General features: G+C 65.7%; 16 protein-coding genes. 8 read left to right on the top strand and 8 right to left on the bottom strand.

Going from position 1 to position 18,508, the window contains the following annotated elements:
- The first annotated feature begins 57 nt into the window (after positions 1-57).
- Complete coding sequence (gene hisC / locus ACWIQA_RS04790) at positions 58-1,167, top strand: histidinol-phosphate transaminase (RefSeq protein WP_448581927.1); 1,110 nt, start codon at positions 58-60, stop codon at positions 1,165-1,167.
- Positions 1,167-2,096, top strand: coding sequence for a prephenate/arogenate dehydrogenase family protein (locus tag ACWIQA_RS04785; RefSeq protein WP_448581926.1), 930 nt, complete (start codon positions 1,167-1,169; stop codon positions 2,094-2,096). The genes hisC and ACWIQA_RS04785 overlap by 1 nt, the downstream gene beginning before the upstream one ends.
- 225 nt (positions 2,097-2,321) lie before the next feature.
- On the opposite strand, the gene ACWIQA_RS04780 is transcribed toward ACWIQA_RS04785, so the two are convergent.
- Entirely contained in the window at positions 2,322-2,876 is a 555-nt protein-coding gene (locus ACWIQA_RS04780; RefSeq protein WP_448581925.1) for a regulatory protein RecX, read from the bottom strand.
- A 139-nt stretch (positions 2,877-3,015) separates the two neighbouring features.
- Between ACWIQA_RS04780 and ACWIQA_RS04775 the strand changes: the two genes are divergently transcribed.
- The 5 genes from ACWIQA_RS04775 to ACWIQA_RS04755 are packed head-to-tail and all read left to right on the top strand — an operon-like array spanning position 3,016 to position 10,159.
- Positions 3,016-4,767 (top strand): fatty acyl-AMP ligase, encoded by a 1,752-nt coding sequence (locus ACWIQA_RS04775; protein WP_448581924.1) that lies wholly within the window; start codon positions 3,016-3,018, stop codon positions 4,765-4,767.
- 35 nt (positions 4,768-4,802) lie between these two features.
- Positions 4,803-7,004 carry a patatin-like phospholipase family protein gene (locus ACWIQA_RS04770; protein ID WP_448581923.1) on the top strand — a complete coding sequence of 734 codons (2,202 nt, stop codon included), beginning with the start codon at positions 4,803-4,805 and terminating at the stop codon, positions 7,002-7,004.
- 50 nt (positions 7,005-7,054) lie between these two features.
- The gene (gene ubiA / locus ACWIQA_RS04765; protein ID WP_448581922.1) at positions 7,055-7,960 is read left to right on the top strand and encodes a 4-hydroxybenzoate octaprenyltransferase; all 906 of its coding nucleotides are present in this window, start codon (positions 7,055-7,057) and stop codon (positions 7,958-7,960) included.
- Positions 7,960-9,312, top strand: a complete 1,353-nt coding sequence (locus ACWIQA_RS04760; RefSeq protein WP_448581921.1) for a TldD/PmbA family protein — start codon at positions 7,960-7,962, stop codon at positions 9,310-9,312. Before ubiA ends, ACWIQA_RS04760 begins: the two co-directional genes overlap by 1 nt.
- The gene (locus ACWIQA_RS04755) at positions 9,305-10,159 is read left to right on the top strand and encodes an inositol monophosphatase family protein (RefSeq protein ID WP_448581920.1); all 855 of its coding nucleotides are present in this window, start codon (positions 9,305-9,307) and stop codon (positions 10,157-10,159) included. The genes ACWIQA_RS04760 and ACWIQA_RS04755 overlap by 8 nt, the downstream gene beginning before the upstream one ends.
- On the opposite strand, the gene ACWIQA_RS04750 is transcribed toward ACWIQA_RS04755, so the two are convergent.
- From ACWIQA_RS04750 to hflK, 4 genes are all read right to left on the bottom strand, one after another.
- Positions 10,156-11,679, bottom strand: a complete 1,524-nt coding sequence (locus tag ACWIQA_RS04750; protein WP_448581919.1) for a helicase HerA-like domain-containing protein — start codon at positions 11,677-11,679, stop codon at positions 10,156-10,158. The genes ACWIQA_RS04755 and ACWIQA_RS04750 overlap by 4 nt on opposite strands.
- Positions 11,680-11,712: 33 nt before the next feature.
- Entirely contained in the window at positions 11,713-13,194 is a 1,482-nt protein-coding gene (locus tag ACWIQA_RS04745) for a Do family serine endopeptidase (protein ID WP_448581918.1), read from the bottom strand.
- A gap of 107 nt (positions 13,195-13,301) precedes the next feature.
- Complete coding sequence (gene hflC / locus ACWIQA_RS04740; RefSeq protein ID WP_448581957.1) at positions 13,302-14,126, bottom strand: protease modulator HflC; 825 nt, start codon at positions 14,124-14,126, stop codon at positions 13,302-13,304.
- A gap of 20 nt (positions 14,127-14,146) precedes the next feature.
- The gene (gene hflK, locus ACWIQA_RS04735) at positions 14,147-15,265 is read right to left on the bottom strand and encodes an FtsH protease activity modulator HflK (protein WP_448581917.1); all 1,119 of its coding nucleotides are present in this window, start codon (positions 15,263-15,265) and stop codon (positions 14,147-14,149) included.
- Positions 15,266-15,369: 104 nt separating this feature from the next.
- Between hflK and ACWIQA_RS04730 the strand changes: the two genes are divergently transcribed.
- Entirely contained in the window at positions 15,370-16,410 is a 1,041-nt protein-coding gene (locus tag ACWIQA_RS04730; RefSeq protein ID WP_448581916.1) for a P-loop NTPase, read from the top strand.
- Here ACWIQA_RS04730 and ACWIQA_RS04725 read toward each other — a convergent pair.
- The 3 genes from ACWIQA_RS04725 to ACWIQA_RS04715 form a co-directional block, all read right to left on the bottom strand.
- Positions 16,407-16,841, bottom strand: coding sequence for a DUF3035 domain-containing protein (locus tag ACWIQA_RS04725; RefSeq protein ID WP_448581915.1), 435 nt, complete (start codon positions 16,839-16,841; stop codon positions 16,407-16,409). The genes ACWIQA_RS04730 and ACWIQA_RS04725 overlap by 4 nt on opposite strands.
- A complete protein-coding gene (lspA, locus tag ACWIQA_RS04720; protein WP_448581914.1) occupies positions 16,838-17,323 on the bottom strand; it encodes a signal peptidase II in 486 nt (161 codons plus the stop codon). The genes ACWIQA_RS04725 and lspA overlap by 4 nt, the downstream gene beginning before the upstream one ends.
- The coding region (locus ACWIQA_RS04715) for a class I tRNA ligase family protein (protein ID WP_448581913.1) at positions 17,320-18,508 on the bottom strand (1,189 nt) is incomplete at its 5' end. The genes lspA and ACWIQA_RS04715, both read right to left, overlap by 4 nt.

The following is an 18,508-nucleotide window of genomic DNA, read 5'->3' as shown; positions in this document are numbered from 1 at the left end:
CAGGGCGCCCCAAGCCCGCAAAGCTTGCATATCGACGACCTAGCAGGGAAAGGCGGCATGATGACTGGTCTTGCTTCGCCTCGCGCCAACCCCTGGATCGGAGCCATTGCCCCCTACACGCCCGGCGAGGCGAAGCTTGCAAGCGGTGTTCAGCCGATCAAGCTCTCTGCAAATGAGAATCCCTGGGGGCCCTCGCCGGTCGCGATCGAGGTCATCCGTGCGCATGCCCATGGCGTCAACCGCTATCCCGACGGTGCTGCAACCCGGCTGCGGCAACGTCTTGCCTTCCTGCATGGCCTTGACCCGGAGCGGATCGTGGTTGGCACTGGCTCGGACGAGATCCTCCAGCTCCTCCCACTCATATACTGCGCTGCCGGCGACAGCGTGGTCCATGTGCGTCATGGCTTTATGGTCTACCCCATTGCAGCGCGAAGGGCGGGTGCTGAGCCGCTTGCGGCACCCGATCAAGACTATGTCGCCGATGTCGATGCCATCCTTGCAACCGTTCGCGCTGACACCCGCCTTGTCTATCTCGCCAACCCCAACAACCCGACTGGCACCATGATTGCGCGCGCCGAAGTGGCGCGGCTCCATGCCGGCCTCAGGCCCGATGTTTTGCTCGTGGTCGACCAAGCCTATGCCGAGTATCTCGACGACCCTGACCCCGACGGCGCGCTCGAACTGGCCCGCCATGCGCCCAATGTCGTCGTCACGCGGACGTTCTCGAAGATCTATGGGCTTGGTGGCCTTCGCGTCGGCTGGGGCACTGGGCCGGCTGCGGTTATCGAGGCGCTGAACCGAGTGCGCACGCCTTTCCCAACGGCGACGGTTGCACTCGCTGCAGCCGAAGCTGCCATCGCCGACCAGGAATGGGTGGCCCGATGCCGCGAGGCCAACCGGAACGAACGGGCCCGGCTCGCAGCGGCAATCGATGCGCTTCAGGATCATGGCCTTCGCGCGGTGCCGAGCGCGGCCAATTTCGTCCTGATGACCTGTCCGGAGCACGGGCCGCTCAGTGCGACAGCCATCAAGGCAGGGTTGGAAGCCAATGGAATCCTTGTCCGCCATCTGCCGAGCCAAGGCCTTCCGCATGCGCTCCGGATCAGCGTCGGCACGCACGAGGACACAAGTCGCCTCATCGCCTGTCTCAACCGGCTTGCTGCCTGATGCAACCGTTCGCGCAGGTCGCAATCCTTGGGCTTGGTCTCATTGGCTCGTCGCTCGCACGAGCCGTCAGGCACAACATGCCAGGCGTAGCGCTTGCCGGGTTCGATCAGGACCCGGAGGTCAGAGCCACAGGGAACAGGCTTGGACTTGTCGATCGTATGGCCGAAACGGCTGCCGAGGCAGCGCACGGTGCCGACCTTGTTGTGCTCGCGGTGCCGCTTGGGGCGATGCGCGCCCTCGGTGCAAGCATCCGCCCTGCCCTCGCCAAGGGGGCGACGCTTTCCGACGTCGGCTCGTCGAAGCAGGCAGTCATCGATCAGCTTTCCGACCTTGTTCCCGCTGGCGTCCATTTCGTGCCAGCGCATCCCGTCGCCGGGACGGAGAAATCCGGCCCGGAAGCAGGTTTTGCCAGCCTGTTTGTCGGGCGCTGGTGCATTCTCACCCCGCCGGATGGCTGTGACCCGGAGGCGGTGGCGAAAGTTGCTGCCTTCTGGACCCGGATTGGCTCTAAGGTCGAGACGATGGATGCCCGCCACCATGACCTGGTGCTCGCCGTCACCAGCCATCTGCCACATCTTATCGCCTATTCCATCGTTGGCACCGCCTCAGACCTTGAAGATGTGACCCAGAGCGAGGTGATCAAATATTCGGCTGGCGGCTTTCGCGACTTCACCCGCATCGCGGCCTCTGACCCCGTCATGTGGCGCGACGTGTTCCTCATGAACCGCGATGCCGTGCTCGAAATGCTGGCGCGCTTCTCGGAAGATCTTGCCGCCCTGCAACGCGCTATCCGCTGGGGTGATGGCGAGACCCTCTACCGCCGGTTCGAGGCAAGCCGCGCAATCCGGCGCGCGATTATCGATGCCGGGCAGGACACCGACGCCCCCGATTTCGGCCGCCCGCACGGCGAGCCTGCCCGGCACCCTTAGAGAGGCGCCCTTGCCTTCTGGCTATCGCGCTGCGGGATGCGCAGGCGGGCCCTGCCCGGCGGCTGCTGGAAGGCTTGGGCCCACATCAAGGTCGCCGCTGGTTGCTGCCAAATCACAGTCCAGACGGCCAGACACAAACCCCTTCGGACGGTTGGCGGAAAAGCTTGGCAGGAGCGCTGCAGCTGCCGGCGCGGCTTCTGCCACCTCAGCAGCGGGAAGGAGCAGTCAGCCGTTGTCCGCGTTTCCTGGGCGCTCGTCCCCTGCGTCCTCGGGGGAACCGAGAAGGACGCGCCGCGCCACTTCCGCGGCATGCCCGGCGCGCAGCATGGCGGCCATCTGGCGAGCGCGGACGCGCGGATCCGTGACAGGTGGACCGAAGGGCCCAAGGCGGCGGCGCTTGGCGAACTTCCGGGCGAGCTGCAGGGCCTCCCCCGCATCATGCAGCTCAGCCTCCAGGGCCACGCCGTCAGCGCGAAGCTGGTCGAGGATCCGCTGCATGCCAAGCCCGCGCGCCTTCATGCCCCGGGTGCGGGCGTCCGCAAAGGCATCCTCATTGATATAGCCGCATGCGGCAAGCCGGTTGGCAAGCGCGTCAAGATCAGGCAACACGGGCTCCTTCCAGCCGCGCTGGCGGAGCTTGGCGGCCAGATGGCGCACGAGCCTTGCGCGCGTGGTCTGGAAGCGCTCGACATAGCGCAGGGCCAGGGCCTCGAGCCCGGGCTGGTCGAGCGGGGCGCTGGCACGCCCGGAACTGGGGCGTCTGGAATGTGATTGCGTCATGGCCACCTTGCTGCCACAGTCGTGACGCGTTTTGAACGATGACGCAGCGCAAGGGTGGCGACCGCATGTTCAGACCTCGGAGTTCGGCCCCAGGCCGGCTCCAAGAGGGCGGTCAAGCTTGCTTGAGGCGATGGAGTCCATGACCAACGACATTGCGAAGATTCCCGGGCCAACCCCGCTTGCGAGCGGGATTCCCGAGAACCGCGCTGATTTCCCGACCCTGTGCGCAGCACTCGACTATGCTGCAACTGGGCAGACGGGGCTCAATTTCCATGATGCCCGCGCCAGCCTGAAGCGGGCCTATCCCTATCGGGAGATGCGCGCTGACGCGCTTGCCGTGGCGGCAAGGCTCCTGGGTCTTGGCCTTGCACCCGGCGCGCGCGTTGCCCTTCTCGCCGAGACCGGCCCCGATTTTGCGGCCCATTTCTTCGGGGCCCTCTATGCGGCCGTCCTGCCAGTGCCGCTGCCGATGCCGACTTCCTTTGGAGGGCGGGACAGTTTCATCGACCAGTTGCGGCAGCAGATGGCAAGCGCTGCGCCTTCGCTTGTGGTCGGGCCAGATGGCCTCTTTGCCCTCTTCGCCGAAGCCGCAGACGGGCTGTGCCCGGCGATGTCGTGGGAGAGCTTCGCCAGGCTTCGTGCAAGCGAAGCCGCGTTGCCGACCCCGGATCCAGATGCCGTTGCCTATCTCCAATATTCCAGCGGCTCGACACGCTTTCCGCACGGCGTTGCCGTCACCCACAGGGCTGTGCTCGCCAACTTGCGCGGCCAGGACTCGGCCATCCGCATGCGCCCGGGCGACCGGGTCATTTCGTGGCTGCCGTGGTATCATGACATGGGGCTTGTTGGCTGTTTCCTTGCTCCGCTCGCCGGGCAATTGTCAGTCGACTATCTTTCGACCGAGGATTTCGCGCGCCGGCCGCTTTCCTGGCTGACACTCATCAGCCGGAACCCGGGCACTTCAATCAGCTACTCGCCAAGCTTCGGCTATGACATTTGCGCCCGGCGGATCTCGACTCAGACTGATGTTGCAAGCAAATTCGATCTCTCCCGCTGGCGGGTCGCTGGAAACGGGGCCGACATGATCCGCCCCGATATCTGCCAGGCCTTCGTCGATGCGTTTGCGGCAGCCGGCTTCCGTGCCTCCGCCTTCACGCCTAGCTATGGTCTTGCAGAAGCGACCCTTGCTGTGACCATTGTCCACGAAGGCCAGGGCATTGTCTGCGACCTTGTCGACGAGCGCCGGCTGTCTGGGGTTGGCAGTGACGTGGCCGACCCCGACCGGCCAGCGCGCTACCGGGCAATTGTCGATTGCGGCCCGGCGATCGCCGGGCACAAGGTCGAGATCCGGGATGAATCCGGCGCCGTGCTCCCTGACCGAGAGATCGGACGCGTGTTCGTGGCGGGCCCGAGCCTGATGGTTGGCTACTTCCGCGACGAGGACGCAACACGCGCCTGTCTTTCCGACGACGGCTGGCTCGACACCGGCGACATGGGGTATCTCATCGATGGCCACCTCTTCATCGTCGGCCGGGCCAAGGACATGATCATCCTCAATGGCAAGAACCACTGGCCGCAGGACATCGAATGGGCGATCGAGCAGCTTGAAGGGTTCAAGGCCGGCGACATTGCCGCCTTTGCTGTTACCCTGCCCAGCGGCGAGGAAGCGCCGGTTGTGCTGGTCCAGTGCCGGACAACGGATCCGGCCGAGCGGGATCGGCTGAAGCAGGCCATCCGGCAGAAGGTCCGCCAGCTGACCGGGATGTCATGCCTTGTCGAACTGGTTCCGCCGAAGACCCTTCCCCGCACCACGTCGGGCAAGCTCAGTCGCTCCAAGGCGCGCGCCCTCTATCTTTCCGGCGAGATCGTGCCGCTGGATCGCGCTGCCTGAGCCGGGCTGCCGGGATTGAACCAGTCGCCAGCGGCATGGTGGCTTCCTTCCCCGTCCTGAGCCTGGTGCGCACATGGGGGCGCCTGCTCTTGGGCTTTGCCTTCCTGTCTGCGTCTCTCCTGCATGCGGCAGAAGCGCCGAGGATTGGCCTTGTGCTGGGCGGTGGCGGGGCCAAGGGGTTCGCCCACATCGGGGTCCTGGAAATCTTGGAGGAGAACCGGATCCCGGTGCATGCCATCGCCGGCACCAGCATGGGGGCCGTTGTCGGCAGCCTCTATGCCTCCGGCCGGCCAGCCGCCGAGCTCGAGCAGGTTGCCCGCGAGATCGACTGGGCCAATCTTTTCGTTGACCGGATCCCCCGTGACCGGCTGTCGTTCCGGCGCAAGCGCGACGAGCGCGACAACCTTGTCAACTTCCGGATTGCCTTTGACGACCGGGGCCTGGTGCTGCCTCCGGGCCTGCTGCGCGGACAGGATCTTTACTTGACCCTGGCTGAGACGCTGGCGCCGGCGCGCGGCGTGCGCAACTTCGACGATCTTCCGATTCCGTTCCGGGCGGTTGCTGCCGATATTACCAACGGCGAAGCCGTGGTCTTGGACCGGGGGGACATTGCAACGGCCGTCTTTGCCAGCATGGCGGTGCCTGGGGGCCTGCCGCCTGTCGAGCGGGAAGGGCTGCTGCTGGTCGATGGCGGCATCGTCGACAATGTGCCAGTTGATGTCGCCCGCGCCATGGGCGTTGACATTGTGATCGTGGTCGATGTCGGCTCCCCGCTTCTGAAGCGCGAGGAGCTTGTCACCTTCGTCAATGTGCTCGACCAGCTCCAGCTCCTGCTCGGGCGGGCAGCTGTTGACCGCCAGCTCAAGTCGCTCTCCAGGCGCGATGTGTTGATCCGGCCGGATATCGACGGCATTGCGATGACCGATTTCACCAAGGCAGAGCCTGCGATTGCACGCGGCCGGGCAGCGGCGCTGGCGGTCCTTGACCAATTGCGTCCGCTGAGCCTGAGCGAGGCGGAATGGAAAGCGCATCTGGCAGCCAGGGCCGCCCGCGCTCCGGCAAAGCTGCCGACTCTCACCTTCGTCAGACTCGAAAACCAGTCAAGCGTGCCAGACCGGCAGATCCAAGAGCTGGTGACGAGCCGTGCTGGCCAGACCCATGACCCGGAGCGGATGACGCGTGACCTGCGCCATGTGTTCGGTCTGGGAGCGTTCCGGTCGGTGCGCTACGAGGTCCGCGCAGTCCCGGGCCTTGGCGAGGGCATCGTCATCACCGCAAAAGGCGATCCAAGCCAGGAAAATTTCTTCCAGTTCGGCCTTTCCTTTGCAACCGACTTCGACCGGCAGAACGAGTTCGGAATCGGTCTTGCCTATACGGATCGCAATCTTCTCAGCACGGATATCGAATGGCGGACCGATCTGCGGGTCGGCGAGAACATGCTCATGAGCTCGACGCTCTATCGCGAGTTCGGGCAAGTGTTTGCTGAAATCGGGCCATTCTGGTCGCGCCGCGATACCCTGCTCTACCGGTCCGGAGTTCCGGTCCTCACTGTCCGCACAGGCGAACTCGGGTTCCGGGCGGAGGGTGGGCTCCTTGTCGAACGCTGGGGTGAGCTGCGGTTTGGGCTCAGCCGCTCCGGTCTTGATCTCGATGCACCACCAATCGAATTGCGCGATGACGGCAAGCTTGAGGACTTGGGCTGGCGGATCCAGTTCACTGCCGACAGGCTCGATGACATCGATTATCCAACCCGGGGGCTCTACGCCGAAGCCCAGCTTGAGGATCATCTGACGGTGCTTGGCGGCCAGCTTGATTACACCCGCCTTGGCGGGCGGATATTCGTTCCCCTGAGCCGGGGGAGTACCACGCTCACGCTCGGCGGCGAGTTCGGCACCACCCTTGCCGGAGACAACCTCATCCTCGGCGATTTCCGCCTGGGGGGGCTGTTCCGGCTCTCGGGCCTTGCCGTCAACGAGCTTCTCGGCCGCCATGCCCTCCTCGGCCGGGCGCTCGTCTACCATCGCCTGTTCGAGAAGGGCCCGATTGTCGATCTTCCCGTCTATGTTGGAGGATCCGTCGAAGTCGGAAGTGCGTTCAACAGCTGGAGCCGGATTGGCTGGCGCCCGGCAGGAAGCCTGTTCGTGTCTGCCGACACGCCGCTCGGCCCGCTCACCTTCGCTGGAGGCGCTGCAGAAGGTGGCCAGGCGCTCTATCTCATCCTTGGCCGGCTGTTCTGAAGACCCCCTGACGCGTTGCTCCGCGTGGCGGGGCGCACTAGGCAAAGCCCATGACACCCGATGCCATGAAGACCTGGGTGGACTGGCTGCCCGAGCGCGCAGGACTCTATGCCCGGCTGGCGCGGTTCGACCGGCCGGCAGGCATCTGGCTCCTCTTCTGGCCTTGCGCCATCGGGCTCGCGCTCGCCGGGGACTGGCAGGCGGCAGCGCTTCTTCCCTGGTTCCTCCTTGGCGCGATCGCCATGCGGGCGGCGGGATGCGTCTACAACGATATCGTCGATCGCGATCTTGACGCCCGTGTCGCGCGAACGGCAGCGCGGCCCCTTGCAAGCGGCGCAATCTCGGTCCGCGCGGCCTGGCTGTTCCTCATCCTCCTCTCCCTTGTCGGGCTCCTGGTTCTGCTGCAGCTCCCCGCGCGCGCAAAGGCAATTGCGCTGGCGTCCCTCGGTCTTGTGGCAGCCTACCCGTTCATGAAGCGGATCACCTGGTGGCCACAGGCCTGGCTTGGCCTCACCTTCAATTGGGGCCTTCTCGTCGGCTGGGCCTGTGGCTCTGACCCAGCGCCCGTGGCCGCACTTGGCGCTGCCTATGCTGGGCTCATATGCTGGACGCTCGGCTACGACAGCATCTATGCGGCCCAAGACCGGGAAGACGATGCGCTCGCCGGAATCAAGTCGAGTGCCAGGCGGCTTGGACCGCGCCTCAAGGCAGCCATTGGCCTGTTCTACGCGGCCACCATCCTCTTGTGCAGCGTTGCGCTCTGGCTCCTGCGGCCGACTCCGCTGGTCCTCCTCGCCCTGATTCCGGCTGCGCTTCACCTCGCCTGGCAAACCCTCGTCTTCGCGCCCGAAAAGGTCGAGACCGCGCTTGCCACCTTTCGCAGCAATGTGAAGACCGGTGCGCTGCTGGCGGCCGCCTTCGCTGTCACCCTCCCCTTCCCGACACTCGGCCACTGATGCTGACAAAGGACCAGGCGCTGGCAACAGCAGAGGCAGCGCTTGCCGCGGCCCGCGCTGCCGGCGCCGAGGAAGCCGATGTCATCCTCATTGGCGAGGCCTCGCAGTCGGTTACCATCCGCATGGGCGCGCTTGAGGATGCAACGCGTTCGGAAACCGGCGAGCTTGGGCTTCGAGTCTTCGTGGGTCGGCGCTCGGCCCAAGTCTCGACGTCCGATCTTTCGCACGGCCAACTCGCTGCTGCCGCGGAGCGCGCGGTCACGATGGCAAGGGTGGCGCCAGAAGATCCCTACGCCGGGCTAGCCCCGGCTGATCTCCTCGCCCCAACGCCCGTGCCGGAGCTCGACCTCTTCGACCCGCTTGCCGAGGACGTGGATCCAGGTCAGCTCCGCGCCATGGCGGAGGCGGCCGAGGGTGCGGCACTCGCCGTTGCCGGAGTGACAAGCAGCGAAGGCGCGACCGCTGCTGTGGGCAAGGCGATCCTGGCCTTTGCCACCAGCCATGGGTTCGCTGGCGTACAGAAGAGCTCATCATTTTCGATCTCTGCCGTAGCGATCGCCGGCAAGGAACAGGCGCGGCAGCAGGACCTGGACTGGAGCGAGGCACGGCACCTTGCTGACCTTGACGATCCGCAGGCGATTGGTGCGTCCGCCGGCGCGCGCGCAGTTGCCAGGCTCGATCCGGTCCGGCTGCCGACGGGGAGGATGTCGGTGCTGTTCGACCGGCGCGTTGCTGCAAGCCTGCTTGGCCACCTTGCTTCGGCATTGTCGGGCCCAGCCTGGGCACGGGGCACGAGCTTCCTTCGTGGACGCGAAGGCGAGCGGCTGTTCAGGCCTCGAATCCATGTTGTCGATGATCCGCTGCTGCCGCGCGGACGGCGGTCTCGGCCGTTCGATGGCGAAGGGCTTCCGACCCGCCGCACGCTCCTCGTTGAGGATGGTGTGCTCGGCGCGCCGTTGTGCGATTCGGCCTCGGCTCGCCAGCTTGGCCGGGCGCCGACTGGCCACGCCAGCCGGGGCGTTGGCAGCGCGCCCGGGGTTGCGACCAGCAACCTCTGGCTTGAAGCCGGCACCTGCACGGTTGCAGAGCTCATGGCCGATATCCGCCTCGGCTTTCTCGTGACTGAGCTTATCGGGATGGGCGTGAACGGATTGACTGGGGACTACAGCCGGGGGGCTGCGGGCTTTGCCATCCGCGACGGCGCGATTGCGGAACCCGTCACTGAAATGACGGTTGCCGGCAATTTGCTTGACATGTTCAAGGCCCTGGTTCCGGCCGATGACCTCCTCTTTCGCCGGGCCGCGAACAGCCCGACCGTCAGGATCGATGAGATGATGGTTGCCGGTGCCTGAGACCTTCTGCTTCGACCTGATGGCAGATCTCGTGCTTGCTGAGAGCGCTGCGCGCGATGCGGCCGAGCATGCGCTGTGGCTTTCGACTCGGGGGTTCGACACCTGGGCGAAGGGCCGCAACGATCCCGTCACTTCCGCCGATCTTGAAGTGGATGGCCTGCTCAAGGAGCGGCTGCTCGGAGCACGGCCAGGCTATGGCTGGCTTTCGGAAGAAACGGCGGACTCGCTCGATCGGCTTGAAGCACGGGCGCTTTGGGTTGTGGATCCGATCGATGGCACGCGCGACTTCGCCCGCGGGCGCGATGGCTGGGCCGTCTCGGTCGCACTCGCAATCGACAGCAGGGTGGTGCTCGGAGTGCTGGCTGCGCCAGCGCTTGGAGACGTCTATGTGGCAACCCGCGACGGCGCGACCCTGAACGGTGCGCCGATCCGGGTTTCGGGGCGGCAGGAGGAAGCTGGCATGCGGTTGCCCATGGACCCGCAGTTCCTTGCCGCCCGGCTGTGGGAGCGGCCGTGGAGCGCCGAGGCCCTGCCCAAGCCCAACAGCATGGCACTCCGAATCGCGATGGTCGCAAGCGGTGCAGCCGATGGCCTCATTGACGCGCGCATGATGAACGAGTGGGATGTGGCAGCTGCAAGCCTCATCCTCGAAGCGGCCGGCGGGCGGATCACGGACCGGGAGGGCATGCCCTTTGCCTTCAACAAGCCCGAGCCCGAGCTCCTGGGTCTCGTCGCAGCCACGCCTGCGCTCCACGCCGGCCTGACGGAACGGCTGCGGGAAGCGCGGACTGCGCTCAAGCGGGCCGGAGTCCGGATCGAGCGCGACGGAAGCGAGACATCCTCCTAGCGCCGGCCGCGGAACAGGCCACCAAGCAGACCCCGCACCAAGCTTCGCCCGACCTGGTTTGCCATGCTGCGGCCAACAGAGGTTGCAACCCGGACCAGCTCGGCCTGGGCTCGGCCCTGGGGGGAGCGGCGAAATTCCCGCTCCGCTGCGGCCTCGGCGCGCGCCCGTTCACGCGCCTCACGCTCGGCTTCCTTCGCCGCCTTCGCCGCTTCAGCCTCGGCCGCCCGTGCCTCGGCTTGCGCGACCAGCCGCTCGTAGGCGGACTCGCGGTCCACCACCTCCTCATAACGGCCAGCAACAGACGAGGACGCAAGGAGAACCTTGCGCTCGGCCTCGCTTAGCGGGCCAACCCGGCCAACGGGCGGGCGTATCAGCGTGCGTTCAACTGGAGTTGGCGCGCCCTTCTCGTCAAGCAGCGACACAAGCGCCTCGCCCACCTTCAGTTCCGTAATGACAGACCGCACATCGACGGCTGGATTGGGCCGGAAGGTCTCAGCCGCCGCCTTGACTGCCTTCTGGTCCTTGGGGGTGAAGGCGCGCAACGCGTGCTGGACCCGGTTGCCAAGCTGGCCGGCAACCGAGTCGGGAATGTCGACCGGGTTCTGGGTACAGAAATAGACACCCACCCCCTTGGAGCGGATCAGCCGTACCACCTGCTCGACGCGTTCCAGCAGTGCCTTGGGTGCCTCGTTGAAAAGAAGATGGGCCTCGTCGAAGAAGAAAACGAGCTTCGGCTTGTCGGGGTCTCCCACTTCTGGCAGCTCCTCGAACAATTCTGAAAGCAGCCACAGGAGGAAGGTGGAATAGAGCCGTGGTGCCTGCATCAGGCGGTCGGCTGCGAGCACATTGATTCGCCCGCGCCCGTCCGGCTCGACTGCCATCATGTCTGCAATGGAAAGCGCCGGCTCGCCGAAGAAATGCTCTCCACCTTGCGACTCGAGGGTCAGAAGCTGGCGCTGGATGGCGCCGACGGTCTGGCGGGAGACATTGCCGAAGCGGCTGGCAAGCTCGTCGGCATTGTCGGCGCAGAAGGTGAGCAGCTGTTGGAGGTCTTTGAGGTCGAGGACGAGAAGGCCATTCTCGTCGGCATAGCGGAAGGCGATGTTGAGCACGCCTTCCTGCGTTTCGTTGAGGTCCATCAAGCGGGCCAGCAGCAAGGGCCCCATTTCGGAAACCGTGGTGCGGACTGGATGGCCCTGCTCGCCGAACAGGTCCCACAGCACGACCGGATTGTCGGCGTAGGCATAGTCCTGAAGGCCAAGCTCGGCTGCGCGCCGCGCGAAGGCCTCGTGCGACTTCGCTTGCGGCGAGCCGGGAAGCGCCATGCCCGCCACATCGCCCTTCATGTCCGGGAAGAAGACGGGAACGCCGGCGCGGCTGAAACCTTCGGCCATCACCTGGAGGGTGACGGTCTTGCCGGTCCCGGTCGCGCCTGCGACGAGGCCGTGGCGGTTGGCCCGCTTCAAGAGCAGCGCCTGGGGATTCTGCTCGCCTTTCCCGATGAAGATGCTCTCAGCCATGCCGCCCCCTTGCCAGACGATATCGAGGGCCCTCTAGCGCATCTTCACGCCGACGAAACGGGAGGGCCCGGTTCCGCGCTGGACCAGCAGCAGCACGGTCTCGCGCCCAGCCTTGCGCGCTTCGGCGACAATGGCCGCGGCCTCCTGTGGGGTTCGCACCGGCCGCTGGTTGATGGAAAGCACAATGTCACCGCGCTGGAGACCCTGCTCGGCAGCGTCGGACGACGGGTTGACCCGGGCGATCACCAAGCCCTCGACCGTATCCGGCAAGCGAAGCTGCTGGCGGATCTCCGGTGTCAGCGTCTGGAGCGTGAGGCCGAGCTGCTGGCGCGCAGCTTCGGCGCCCGGCTCGCCCCGGCCGCTGCGATCCTCCGGTTCCTCAGGCGCGCCGCCCTGGAGCACGGCCTCGCTCGGCCGCTCGCCAATGGTGGCGATGACGGTCTGGCGCTGGCCGTTGCGGATAAGCTGGATTGGCACGCGCGTGCCGATGGGCGTATTGGCGACAATGAAGGACAAGGTATTGTCGGGCGTCACCTCTTGCCCGGCAACCGAGATGATCACGTCGCCCTGGCGAATTCCGGCCTTCTGGGCCGGGCCGGTTGGCTCCACTCCGGCCACGATCTCGCCGCGATCCTTGGGAAGGCCGAGCGAGGCCGCAATGGGGGCGGAGAGCGGCTGGATCTGGACTCCGAGATAGCCACGGCGGACCCGGCCGGCCGTGCGGAGCTGCTCGATGACTGGCTGCGCCAGCTCGGCGGGAATCGCAAAACCGACACCGACATTGCCACCCGTCGGCGAGAAGATGGCGGTGTTCACGCCAACGACATTGCCGGAGAGGTCGAACAAGGGCCCGCCACTATTGCCCTGGTTGATCGAGGCATCCGTCTGGATGTAGCGGTCATAGGCGCCGCCACCCGAGATGTTGCGATGGAGTGCGGAGACGATTCCGGCTGTCACTGTGCCGCCAAGGCCGAACGGATTGCCGATTGCGAGCACCCAGTCGCCCACCCGCAAGCTTCTTGAATTGCCAAACCGCACATAGGGCAGATCGCGGCCATCCACCTTCAGCAGCGCAAGGTCGGAAAGCGGGTCGCGGCCGATGACTCGCGCCTTGAATTCGCGCCGGTCAGAGAGGGTGACCGTGATGGCGTCGACTGGGCTGCGCCCATCACGCCCGGAAATCACATGGTTATTGGTGACGATATAGCCGTCTGGCGAAATCAGGAAGCCAGACCCAAGCGAGGTTGCTTCGCGCGTGACGGGCTCGCCCTGGTCGCCCTGCTGTTCCTGGAAACGGCGGAACAATTCCTCGATGCTGGTGCCGGGCCCAAAGCGGGGGAAGGCCCGGCCCACTTCGACTCGCTGCGTTGTCGAGATGTTGACGACGGCAGGCTGGAGCCTGGCAGTCAGGTCCGCAAAGCTGCGCGGCGCACCCTGGGGCGGTTCGGCCGGCGCAACGATTGCCGCAGGGGGAGGGAAGAGCGCCTGGGCCATCGCAACCGATGCCGTGACCATCGTGACGGTGGCAAGCACTGCGGAAGCGGGAGTTCGAATGGGGGCGATCCTTTCGTTGCTTGCGTCTTGACGGCTTTTCCCGAAACGGATTTCCGGATGCTGAATGCCTAGCGGTTGCCTGGCCGGCCAGTGAACTCCCGCAGGAACTCATTGTCCGGCGAGAGCACGACGGCAGCATTGCCGTCATTGAAGGTCGACCGATAGGCCTGCATGGCGCGGTAGAAGGCGTAGAACTGCGGATCCTTGCCGAAGCTTTCGGCATAGGTTCGCGCCGCATTGGCATCGGCCTCGGCGCGGATGATCTGGGCATCGCGCATCCCCTGAGCGCGGATGGTGAGCGCCTCTTCCTGCCGCGCTGTGCGCATGCGCTCATAGGCGGCCTCGAGCGGAGTTCCGGGCGGAAGATCAGCCCGCTTGATCCGCACATCGACAATCTCCGCGCCATAGGCGGCAGCCGAACGGTTGACTGCGGCCTGGATGGTTTCCATCATTTGCCCGCGCTCAGGCGAAAGCAGTACGTCAAACCGCTGCTTGCCAAGCTCATTGCGCAGCCGCGAAGTGAGGATGCGGGAGAGCTCGTCAGCCAGCCGCTCCTCGGTCTGGACGGTCTGGAACATCCGGACGGGATCGACGACGCGGAAGCGGGCGAAGGCGTCTACGACCAGCCGCAGCTGGTCAGTTGACAGCACGGTCTGGGGGGCAATGTCGAGCGGCAGGATGCGCTTGTCGACGAAACGCACTTCCTGGACGAAGGGTAGCTTGAATACCAAGCCGGCCCCGGTCTGGCCGAAGCGCTCTAAAGGCTCATAGGTATTGACCGTCCATACGGGTCGGCCGAGCTGGATGCCGATCGCCTGCCGGTCCTCGGGCACGCGGACGAGCGAATTGGCAAGGAGGAACAGCAGCGCAAGTACGGCGATGCCGCCGAGCATCAAAGCGCGGGGGAGCGGGTTCACTGGCTGGCTCCCGCCCGATTGGCCTGCGCCCGCCGCTGCAGCTCTGAAAGCGGCAGGTAGGACTGGACTCCGGGCGCCTCGATGATCGTCTTGTCGACCTTGCCGAGAACCTGTTCCATCGTCTCCAGATACATCCGCTTCCTCGTCACTTCCGGTGCCAGGCGATATTCCTCATACACCTTGTCAAAGGCCGCCGTTGCCCCCTGCGCCTGGGCTTGCACCTGCTGGGCATAGGCCCGGGCCTGGTTCAGGAACTGCTGCGCATCCTGCTGCGCCGCCGACACATCCTTGAAGGCCTCATCAACCGCAGCCGGAGGGTCGGCCTGACGGATGTCAACACCCTGGATGCGGATTCCCGAACGATAGCTGTCGAGAATCTCCTGGGTGCGCTGTGCCACTTCCTCGGCAATCGCAGCGCGTTCCGGGCCAATGGCATTATCGAGCGTTGCGCGGCCGATCATCTCCCGCATCGCGGCTTCGGTCACGTCCCGGACGGTCGTGTCCGGATCCTTGAGCTGGAACAGAAACTGCTCGGCATTGGACAGCCGCCACCTGACGGCATAGGCAATGTCGATGATGTTTTGGTCGCCAGTGATCATGAGATTCTCGGCTGTGCCCTGGGGCGATCCGATCTCGGTGGTGCGGATATTCTCGAACTGGACCTTGATGACATGATCGATGGGCGCCGGCAGCTTCAGATGAAATCCCGGACTGCTGGTCTTGTGATACTGACCGAGCCGGGTGACGACCCCGCGCTCACCGGCGTTGATCCGATAGGCCGATGTGGAGCCGACTGCGAGCAGGAGGAGCCCTCCGGCAATCCAGAGCCAGGGCAAGTTGGGAAGGGAACTCCGGCCACCACCTCCAAACCTTGTGCCTGGACGCCCGCCTCCGGCCATTTCGCGCAACCGTTCCTGGCTGCGGCGAATGAAGTCATCGAAATCCGGCGTGGTGCTCCCACGCGGCGGCCCGTCCTCGCCGCGGGGCCCGGCGCCCGATCGCCCGCCAGGAGAGCCCCAAGGCGTGCGCGCACCCCCGTCGCCGCCGCTCCCCCACGGATTGCGCTTGCGCCCGGCGCCCTTGTCGCCGCCTTCCTCGTTGTTCTCAAAGGGCATTCACGACTCCCAATGCCGGAGCGGACTTCAGGCCTTCAAGGCCCGACCTTGCCGCGCGCAGTGGCCGGGATATAGGCGGGCGCTCCTGCGATTGCGAGGCCCAGATGACAAGTCGCCACGCCACCGAGCCGCTGGCCCTGTCCCTCGCCGGCATCGCCGACCCGCGCGGCAGCGGTTCGATCCTCGATACCGGCCGCGTGAGCGGCATCAAGCTTGCCGACGACGGCACGGCAAGCGCTGTCCTCGCCGTGGACGGTCTGCCGGCAGCGGCCGCCCGCGCCCTTGAAACGGAGATCATCACCCGCCTCCGCCAAGTGCCCGGCGTTGCGCGGGTGCGGATCATCCAGACCTCCGAACGGCACGTGAGCGGGCCCACTGCTGATGCCAACGGACTCGCCAGCGTTCGCCATGTCGTTGCTGTTGCATCTGGCAAGGGAGGGGTCGGCAAATCGACTGTCGCTGCCAATCTCGCCCTGGCGCTGCGCCGGCGCGGCCTCGCAGTTGGCCTTCTCGACGCGGACATTCACGGGCCCTCGGCCCATATTCTGCTTGGAATCCGAACTCGCGCCACGGCCACCAGCGACCGGCGCCTGATCCCGGTTGCGGCCCATGGCCTCAAGGTTCTTGGCATGGGCCTGATGGCCGACCCCGACCGGGCGGTTGCCTGGCGCGGTCCGATGATATCCGGTGCCATGGTGCAGATGGGGCCTGGAGCGGACTGGGGCCAACTCGACGTGCTCATCGTCGACATGCCGCCGGGCACCGGCGATATCCAGATCACGCTCGCCCAGAAGCTGCGGCCCGCAGGCGTGGTGCTCGTCACCACGCCGCAAGCGCTCGCCGTTGCCGATGCGCGTCGCGCCGCAGCGCTGTTCCGTCAGCTCGATGTGCCGGTTCTCGGCACCATCGCCAACATGGCGCGAATCGATGCGCCAGGTGGAAAGTTGCTCCATCCCTTCGGCAAGGCTGATGCGCCCAAGCTTGAAGCGGCTCTTGGCGCACCGCTTGTGGCCGCGCTTCCACTGGATCCGGCAGTAACGGCTGCCTCGGACCAAGGGACGCCACTTGCAACTGGTCCCGTCGCCGAAACGCTTGCAGGTGTTGCTGCGCGACTTTGGGAGGAGCTCGAAGCGCGCCGCGCCTAGGCGCCCGGGATGACCACGCGAGCGACCTCGGGATTGCGCGTGAAGGACGGCGCATCGAGGAGCTCGCGCAGGAACGATCCCTTGTCGACTGCAAGCGTCCGGTTGGCCGGACCCCGCATTTCGCCGGCATAGTTGCGGATCATCGGGTCGGTGGCTGATGTGGCGCGAGCACCTTCAAGAAGGCTGAGCTCGCTTGCGGATTTGGGCGGAAGCGTGACGCCCGGCCCGAACAGGGCTTCAAGCGCCTGCTGCTGGCTGTCGGCTGCAAGTGGGCGCGGCGCCCCCGGCGCTGGCGGGGCGAGCGAGAATTCCGGCGGAATGACGAGCGGTGCCTGACGGCCGACAGCGAATTCGTCAGGCCGCTTGCGGTCAGCAATTCCCCCACTGCAGCCGGCGAGCAGAACAAAGAGGAAAAGCGAGCGTATCGTCATGGGCTTTCCTTCCTCGTGGCCGAGCGCTCAAAAAGTGCCGCTGCCAGCAGCAGCACGACTCCAACGCTGATCGCTGCATCGGCGACGTTGAACACATAGAAGGACCAGCGGCCGATGTGCAATTGGACGAAGTCGATGACATAGCCGAGCCGGACTCGATCGACGATATTGCCAAGGGCCCCGCCAAGCACCAGCGCCAATGCAAGCTGCTCGGATGGTCTTTTCTCGCGCTGGATCCAGAGCGCGACCACAGCGGCAATGGTGGCGGTAAGCGCGACGAGCAGCCAGCGGCCGACTTCCGTGTCGGCAGTCAAGAGGCCCATCGAGACACCCCGGTTCTCGACCCAGGTGAGCGAGAAAATGGGGAGCACCGGGATGGTGAACCGCTCCTCGAGCCGCACGACGTGGACGATCCACCACTTGGTCAGCTGGTCAAGCCCGAACACGAGCGCGGCAAGCGCATAGGCGCGAGCCGGTGTCATCGAACGGCTCCAGTGCAGCGCGCGCAGAGCCCCGAGTTGGCATCGACATCCCGCAGGTGGCGCCAGCAGCGGTCGCAGCGCAGACGTGAAGTGCGCGTGGCGGAGACAGCAAAGCGCGGACCTTCGTCCTGGCGGAGGCGGACATCGGCGACGAGCAGATGCTCGGAAAGATCAAGCCCGGCAAGCGCTGCAAGGTCTGCGGGGTCGGCGACGGCAACGTCGAGCTCGGCCTGGAGAAAGCTTCCGATCGTCTTGTTGCGGCGAAGCGCCTCGAGCGTGTCGAATGCTGTGGCGCGCAGGGCAAGAAGCCGCTCCATGTCGGCCTCAAGCGCCTCGTCCCGCCACGCCGGATCGACGGCTGCATAGGTGCGCAAGTGCACCGAGCCCGCCTCCGGTCCGTAACGGTGGCTGAAGGCTTCCTCGCTGGTGAAGACAAGAACGGGCGCAAGCCAGGTGACGAGCCAGTCGAAGAGCGTCGCAACCGTCGTGCGCCAGGCGCGGCGGCGCAGACTTGCCGGCAGATCACAATAGAGGCTGTCTTTTCGCACATCGAAGGCGAAGGCAGAGAGGTCTTCGTTCACGAAGCGCGCGAGCGTCGCCACCATCCGGCTGTAGGAATGGGCCTCGACATGCTCACGCAACTCGGCATCGAGCGCAGCGAGGCGGGAATGCACCCAGCGTTCGAGCAGCGGCATGTCAGGGACCGTCACCCGCTCCGCCGCGGTGAAACCGGCCAGCGCGCCCAGGAGATAGCGCAGCGTGTTGCGGAATTTCCGGTAGCTGTCGGCAGTGGTCTGGAGCGCGGTCTTGCCGAAGCGCGTGTCCTCGGTGAAGTCGACGGTTGCACACCAGAGCCTCAGCACATCGGCGCCATTCTCGCCGATGACCTTCAGGGGGTCGATGACGTTGCCGAGCGACTTCGACATCTTCCGCCCCTGCTCATCGAGCGTCATGCCGTGCGTGAGCACGGCCTTGTAGGGCGCGCGGCCACGGGTGCCGCAGGCTTCCAAGAGCGACGACTGGAACCAGCCGCGATGCTGGTCCGAGCCTTCAAGGTAAAGGTCGGCCTGTTCGGCGCCGAGCCGGGGTTCGGTCACAAAGGCGTGGGTGCAGCCGGAATCGAACCAGACATCGACGACGTCGGTCACCTGTTCGAAGTCAGGAGCGCTGTAGCCATTGCCGAGA

This window comes from Thermaurantiacus sp. (genome assembly GCF_053487655.1).
This window is presented reverse-complemented; position numbering and strand designations above follow the sequence as displayed.

Bases quoted from the DNA above. Each gene is read 5' to 3' on its own strand.
- ACWIQA_RS04730 (WP_448581916.1), top strand. From the start codon at position 15,370: ATGACAAGTCGCCACGCCACCGAGCCGCTGGCCCTGTCCCTCGCCGGC.
- ACWIQA_RS04780 (WP_448581925.1), bottom strand. From the start codon at position 2,876: ATGACGCAATCACATTCCAGACGCCCCAGTTCCGGGCGTGCCAGCGCC.
- ACWIQA_RS04770 (WP_448581923.1), top strand. From the start codon at position 4,803: ATGGTGGCTTCCTTCCCCGTCCTGAGCCTGGTGCGCACATGGGGGCGC.
- ACWIQA_RS04775 (WP_448581924.1), top strand. From the start codon at position 3,016: ATGACCAACGACATTGCGAAGATTCCCGGGCCAACCCCGCTTGCGAGC.
- ACWIQA_RS04750 (WP_448581919.1), bottom strand. From the start codon at position 11,679: ATGGCTGAGAGCATCTTCATCGGGAAAGGCGAGCAGAATCCCCAGGCG.
- hflC (WP_448581957.1), bottom strand. From the start codon at position 14,126: ATGCTCGGCGGCATCGCCGTACTTGCGCTGCTGTTCCTCCTTGCCAAT.
- ACWIQA_RS04785 (WP_448581926.1), top strand. From the start codon at position 1,167: ATGCAACCGTTCGCGCAGGTCGCAATCCTTGGGCTTGGTCTCATTGGC.
- hflK (WP_448581917.1), bottom strand. From the start codon at position 15,265: ATGCCCTTTGAGAACAACGAGGAAGGCGGCGACAAGGGCGCCGGGCGC.
- ACWIQA_RS04760 (WP_448581921.1), top strand. From the start codon at position 7,960: ATGCTGACAAAGGACCAGGCGCTGGCAACAGCAGAGGCAGCGCTTGCC.
- ubiA (WP_448581922.1), top strand. From the start codon at position 7,055: ATGACACCCGATGCCATGAAGACCTGGGTGGACTGGCTGCCCGAGCGC.
- hisC (WP_448581927.1), top strand. From the start codon at position 58: ATGATGACTGGTCTTGCTTCGCCTCGCGCCAACCCCTGGATCGGAGCC.
- ACWIQA_RS04725 (WP_448581915.1), bottom strand. From the start codon at position 16,841: ATGACGATACGCTCGCTTTTCCTCTTTGTTCTGCTCGCCGGCTGCAGT.
- ACWIQA_RS04745 (WP_448581918.1), bottom strand. From the start codon at position 13,194: ATGGTCACGGCATCGGTTGCGATGGCCCAGGCGCTCTTCCCTCCCCCT.
- lspA (WP_448581914.1), bottom strand. From the start codon at position 17,323: ATGACACCGGCTCGCGCCTATGCGCTTGCCGCGCTCGTGTTCGGGCTT.